The 6,706-nt window shown below is 61.4% G+C and carries 3 protein-coding genes; 1 reads left to right on the top strand and 2 read right to left on the bottom strand.

Annotated elements, in window-relative coordinates:
• Nucleotides 1-238: 238 nt before the first annotated feature.
• The gene (locus ACLBYD_RS30280) at nucleotides 239-766 is read left to right on the top strand and encodes a hypothetical protein (protein ID WP_447819344.1); all 528 of its coding nucleotides are present in this window, start codon (nucleotides 239-241) and stop codon (nucleotides 764-766) included.
• A gap of 43 nt (nucleotides 767-809) precedes the next feature.
• Here ACLBYD_RS30280 and ACLBYD_RS30275 read toward each other — a convergent pair whose 3' ends face one another.
• Together ACLBYD_RS30275 and ACLBYD_RS30270 are read right to left on the bottom strand one after the other, a co-directional pair.
• Entirely contained in the window at nucleotides 810-4,778 is a 3,969-nt protein-coding gene (locus ACLBYD_RS30275; RefSeq protein ID WP_447819343.1) for an NACHT domain-containing protein, read from the bottom strand.
• A 1,024-nt stretch (nucleotides 4,779-5,802) separates the two neighbouring features.
• The coding region (locus ACLBYD_RS30270) for an IS256 family transposase (RefSeq protein ID WP_447819277.1) at nucleotides 5,803-6,706 on the bottom strand (904 nt) is incomplete at its 5' end.

Raw genomic sequence — 6,706 nt, 5'->3', positions numbered from 1 at the left:
GTCAACAGTTGCGGCCGCAATGCCTCGCGGCATGGTGCCGTCGCCTGGGAACCGAATCGGAGCGGTCGCTATACGTCAGCGACGGTAGTCAGTGAAGACCGCCGCGGCCGTCGACTGTCTACAACAGAGGTGTGCACGCCTTCTCGCCAGATCCGGCAGACCCAGCGCTGCCGACCAAGCACCGTGGCCCGCCTCAGGAGACTGTTACTTACGGCGCCGACAGGTGCAGAATCGAGTCGTGTATCTCACCGACTTCTCCAAACTGGCAATGACATCTCGCGAATCCCCGTACTGCTTTGCGGAATTTCGTAGGCACCCCAGCGTGCTCGCGCTCCAGTGGCCCGATGACGTTTTGGAGCAATGGCTGTACGACCACGCGGACAACAGCTCATTTCTCCATGACTATAGGAGCGTCGATCTCTCACAAATTCGATGGGACGTCGAAGCGATCCCCCTCAAGGACTTCCTTACCATGCAGACAGGGCCAACCGATGACGGCTACATCGACGAGATCGCCGCCGATCCGGACCACTGGGTCCAAGCTCGCCAACACGGGGTCCACCTCGGTGTACCTCAGTGCTGGGAAACGCACGGGACGTGGAAGCGGTGGCCGATCTTGATCGATCGTGAACTCCTCGATCCGCCAGGACATGGTCTCCAAGTCATTGAAGGAAGAACACGAGTTGGAATCCTCAAGGGACGTCACCGCAACAAAAAATCTGTGGCAGAACGTCATCTGGCTTGGGTGGGCCGCGCCGCCACATGACGGATCGCAGTAGTACGCGCAGACGTGAACAATCTGGAGGGGGTCACCCTGTCCGACGAATCTGCCATTCGACCGGTTCGGGGTCCCCTTCCCCGTAGGGCGAACACCTCCATGCGTCTGCAGACACACACTCGATCGTCTCCCCGGTCATGAGGTACGACGCACTGGCGCTCAGCCACCTGTAGTTGGGCCCGGGGCGGCCGTAGTCGTGGTCGTGTCGTTGCTTGTTCAGCAGCACGGTCCAGAAGAGGTTGTACCCGGCACCGGCGAGCAGGTCAGTCAAGTCGCGTCGCATCACTAGAGTCGATGCCTCGTTCATGCCGGCGGTTGGGTCGAAGACAGCTAGTCCCGTGGTGTCAGCCCACTGGAAGTCTTTCCCCCGGTGTAGACCGAGGGTGTTGAACAGCATTCGGCTAGGGACGTAACCGGTGGGTTCCTCGATGCCGGCACTTTCGCGCGATGTGCCGGTGCCGCCGTAGAAGGCGATGGGCTGATATAGGTCTGTTGGTGGCTTTTCACTGTTGAAGCTGTCCGACTCAGCGTTTCCGTCGGCCCAATCCCAGTCCGGGGATTCTGGGTGCGCTCCGAGTAATCGGCTATGTACTTCGGCGTTCTCTGGCATCCAGCGGCCGTCCCAGTCCTTCCCGGTCGCCCAGGTCCGGAGTGCATCAGTAGTGTCGACAGGCACGAGGTATCCGCGGATTTGCATCCAGATGTTGAGATTGGGGACGTTCAGGACCGCGATCTCTGGGGGGTGCACCTGTGTCCAGTTTCCGTGCCGGATCAACGACAGCCACTTGGTACCGTCGGGTGAGGTCAGCGCGATGAGGTCGAGTGGGTCGGGCACGCCTTGAAGATCGCGGGGGTAATCGTTGTCGACTTCGACGGGAAAAGCTGCGGAGACGGGCATGAACCAGGGACTTGTTTCGTCGTGGGGGGCCTCGATACCGCCGGGTGTCAGAACAGTCGGATCGATGTCCCTGTAGACGAGTTGCTCGGCGTATTCGTACTCGAACGGTTCGGTTGCATCGCTCCATCGGTCCCGTAGGTGGTGGTTGTCGGCGAGACGACCAAGGACCTCGTAAAGGCCGATCCACTGGTACTTTTTGCCGTATCGCTCGACCGGTCCGTCGCGGCGACCGCGTCGCCGACCGCTCTCGAGATGCTTGAACCGTTCGGGAGTCCAACCGAGTTCCAGGACGCGGCTAAAGATGATTCGCTCGGCGCGGGCGCGAAGCTTTCTGTGATCGGGGTGGTCAAAGTGCTTTAGGGCGGGTTCGAGAATGTAACGGCCGAAGTCGCCAAACATTCCGTTCAGGGACCCCCAGATCGATGAGTAACCGTAGTCCGTTTCTTCGATCATCGCCTCAATGGTCTTAGCGGACCGTGCACGCACGGGCCACTTGGCGCCATAGGGAGGCAGCCACTTTGGTCCGGTCCAGCCGTTCGTGCGTGCAATCGCCGACGTACGCCGCAGATAGTCACGCGTGAGAAGGTGCACTGGCCATTCATCGGCGACCAGCTCGACCGCAGCATCCGCCGCCTGCAAGACCACCGCGGGGTCAGATGAGCGGAGGGCGACGGCACATACTGCCGCGGCAAGCCGTTCAACGATATACGGATCATTGCAACCCCGAAACTGCCGAATCGCAGCGGCGAATCCGATTGGTCCACGCTCACCGACGCCGACGAGCGCTTTCGTCGCGCGGTCGCGGACACGGCGGTCCGGCGTGGGCAGCATCCATCCCAGGATTAAGGTCGTCAGGCGGGCGACATCCGCTGGCAGATCGGAGGTTTCACGGACAGTCTTGCTTGGATTCCAGCCCCAGTCCAGCAGCACCTTGACTGGCTGCTCACCCCAATAATCGTTCGATTCGATAAGCCATTCGGACCAGGTCGAGTCCCTTTCCGGCAACGGCTTCGATGACAGTAACTCGTGGGTCCACTCGGCATTGACTTTATGCCCAGGGACACAGGCCACACGGACCAGCTTCTCCCAAACCTCGCTCGCCCACGTGTCGGACTCGACGAGTTGCTCGACGATTCGAGCCGTCCGGTCGGTAGTGTGTTGCGGCGCGCGCAGCGCGAGACTTTCTACGAAAGCATCTACGACGTCGTGCTCGACGCGGCGCTTCTCGTCCGCAAAGAGATCGATGATCTCAATGCTGAGGGTTTCCGGTGCGATGACTGCGAGCGCTCCGATGGTCCCCCGTTCCTCCCACCGCTTGTCGCCGAGCGACGCATGCCATGCGGACAACTCAGCCTCGGTCTTCTCCGCCAGGAGAAGTGCGCGTAGGACGTCTCCGAGGCGCTGGTAACTGAAGGCGACGTGGTTGTCGTGTGTATCCATCAGAACGCCCTCCCGCAGGAGGCCGAGAAACAGGCTCTTGGACCACGGGCGGTTGGGCAACAACTCTTCGGTGATGCGTAGCGCTTCAGCGCGCTCGTACGGGCCCGGGCCTAGGGTCACGAGCGCACGCACGACAGCCTGCACTGGGTTCGTCGTCTCGTCATAGTCGCAGCGGGTCGGAGCTGCGAGACGTTTATTGACCGCCTCCATAAACGCGTTGCATACCGTGGCCAGGCCTGCAGCTCCGAATGTGAAGTGGGTCCCGCCCAGCGTGGTGAGCGCTTCGCACGCGAGCTTGAGGAACAAGGGGTTTCCGTATTCCGGGTTCAGCACCGGAAAGGTCAGCGGTTCGAGGTTATATTCGTGCGTGTAGCGGTCGATGGCCTCGCTGGTGGCCTCAGCGAATCCGTAATGCTCGACGGTGGGGAATCCGTCCGCGTCGCCGACGACGGGTTTGACGAACTCGGTGCGGCATGAGACTGCGAGCACGACGTTCGGGTACCGCTCTGCCGCGCCGGACAGGACGCGTAGATCGTCGACCCACCGCTCGGCATGTGTTCCTTCATTGACGGCGTCGATCATCAACATGGCGAGGTTGCCGGATGCCTCGCCGGCGGCATCAAGCACCTTCAGGACCTCATCAAGGTTCCCGTCGATCTGGACGAGTTCCCCGATCTGAGGGAGAAGTTTGTTCGCGTCGAAGTCCTGGCCGAGTGCAACGAGAGTGGGCAACCCTGCCGCGATTCGTCGGGTCGCGACGTCGCAGAACAGATGCGTCTTCCCGACACCGGCACGGCCGGTCATCAGAAGTCGGCCAACCCTGGCTGCTTCAGTGTCCGGAGACTCTGACAGCGAGAGCGCCTCCCACAACGCTTCACGTGCCTTCTGCACAGTGCCGTACAGGAATCCGGCCTGATCGACATAATGCCCGCCGCCCGTGAGGTGGCGGTCTCGGAGCAGTCGGTGAACCGCGTCGAGCTTGTCCTCGACCGGCCGGAGTTCGTTGACAATGTCGGGTAATGGACCGGTTGTTCTTACCGCCCCCAGGAACCCCTGAAGGGCCGCCTCGGCGTTCGTCAACGTTTCGATGCAGTGGTCGATGCTGTCTTGGAACGCAGCCTCGTCGCCCTTCGGCGCATGCCATCTATCGCTTCGGGCCTTCCGAATGCCGGCCAAGGCGACCTGGACCTTCCGAACATATCTTTCCGTACGTCCCAGTCCCTCAAGTACCTGAACGGCCTCGACCTCAACGTGCACCTGCGGGCTGTACCGGCGACCGGCCTTAGCGACCACGTCGGCAAGCCGCTGATTCAGACCATCCGGGGACAGGACCGAGGCATCGAACCAATATCGCATCCGGCCCGCGTGTCTAGGCTTCGTCAGTTCACTCACCAGGTCGTGGGCACCTACATAGATGAAGTCGACTTCCATCCCCCGAGCAGCAGCGAGTTCCTCCCATTCGGTCTTCTTCTGGGTCCACTTGGTGAACGCAGACTTTCTCGGCTTCGTACCTGATCTCCCCGACTTCCTGCCCGAGATATCTCCGGCGGGCCGGTCGTAGGGCAGCGCGACGTAGTACCGCTTCAACGCCGGATCGGTGTCAAGAGCTCGGACGACCGACTTGTGGACCTGCCCGAGCTCGTTGTCACCGAGCTCGAACACATACTTGGCCTGCCAAGCCCATACCTCACCATTCGGCAGGACGCCCCTGCCCTCACGCCCACCATCAGGATTACCGAATCGGTGAAAGACCGTACCGGCGGGCCAGTCCAACAAACCATCACGTATAAGGATCGATGACAACTCCTCAAACGCATCCGCACGGGACGCCGGCGAGCCGTAGGGACGGATCCGCCGAAAGTCCACATCAGGTAATGCAGCACTAGCACTCGGGGTCATCGCCGCGCTCCGATCTCTTCCCAGGTGTGCGCCTTGCCCACATCGTCAAGCAGAAAAGGTTCTCCGCCTCCCGACAGCAACGGAAACTCCACTCCGCACCACCTTCGAACGATTCGAATCACATCATCTGCGCGTCAGACCGAGGCAGACCTCAACTACTCGGCGCCTGGCGCCTCGGTGCGCATACTAGCCGGTCCGATTTCGCCTTCGATCACCACCTGCCAATCAAAGCACGGAGGCAGGTGGCAGACCTGAGCGAGCCGATCAGACCCCGTCAGTCCTCTGTCATCTACCCAAATGACACTGCTGACCACTTGGAGTCAACGCCAACGCGAAGTGCACCTCACTGCCGATCGGCACCCACCATGCCCCAGTGCCACTCCTCACTAACGAACCTCGGCAGCCTGTCCAGACGACACTCATCAGTGTGTAGGCCACGAGAAGCGTGGCCTACTGCGCGGGGTCGAACACAAACGTCTCTACCCCGGCCGGCTGAACAACCCCCGAAGGAGATTGGGTATGGGGTCCCGGCGCCACGCCCGGCTGCCTGAAACGCTCAGGAGGGCCCCCGTCCGTTTTTCATAAGATCGAACATTTTGATTGCGTGCTCACCCCACGACCTCACGCGCGATGAGACATGCTGCGAGGCCAACTCAGCGATCGGTCGCCATTCACACTTGAGAGATGATGTATCCGCAACCGCAGCAATGACGTTCCGCGCCATTAATGTTGACGGATCGGTCAGGGACTGTCAGGTAATCGGTGGATCTGGTTCTGACACATGGGATTAGTTGCTGGTCGGAGTGATGCGTCCTTCGAAGGTGATCGCGAAAGCGTTCAAAGCTCCTTTCCACCGTGATGTCCATCGTGCGCGTCCCTTGCCGGTCGGGTCCAGAGCACGAGTGGCCAGATACAGACACTTGAGCGCGGCCTGCTCGTTCGGGAAATGCCCACGGGCCCGGATCGCCCGCCGGTACCGGGCGTTGAGTGACTCGATCGCGTTCGTCGAGCAGATCACCCGGCGGATCTCGACGTCGTAGTCGAGAAACGGCACAAACTCCGACCAGCTGTTTTCCCACATCCGGACGATCGCCGGATAGCGCGGACCCCACTTGCCGGCGAACTCGCCGAACCGTTCCTTCGCCGCCGCCTCGGTCGGAGCAGTGTAGATCGGCCGCAGATCCCGGGACATCTCCTCCCAATACTGCCGGGCGGCATACCGGAAGGTGTTGCGCAGCAGATGGATCAGGCAGGTCTGCACCACCGTCGGCGGCCACACGGTGGTGATCGCCTCGGGCAGACCTTTGAGCCCGTCGCAGACGGCGATGCACACGTCCTCGACACCGCGGTTCTTGATCTCGGTGAGCACCGCCAACCAGAACTTCGCGCCCTCACCACCGTCGCCGGCCCACAAGCCGAGGATGTCGCGTTCCCCTGCGGTGGTGACCCCCACCGCCACGTAAACCGGCCGATTGGCGACTTGACCATCGCGGATCTTGACGTGGATCGCATCGATGAACAGCACCGGATACACCGGGTCGAGCGGCCGGACAGACCATTCGGCCATCTCAGCAAGGACCTTGTCGGTGATCTTGCTGATCGTCTCCTTCGACACCGTCGCGCCGTAGACGTCGTCGAAGTGCGCAGCGATTTCACCGGTGGTCAGGCCTTTCGCCGACAGCGACAAGATG

It is taken from the genome of Rhodococcus sp. C26F (genome assembly GCF_053345925.1).
The sequence above is the reverse complement of the archived record's forward strand: the minus strand, read 5'-3'. Positions and strand labels throughout refer to the sequence as shown.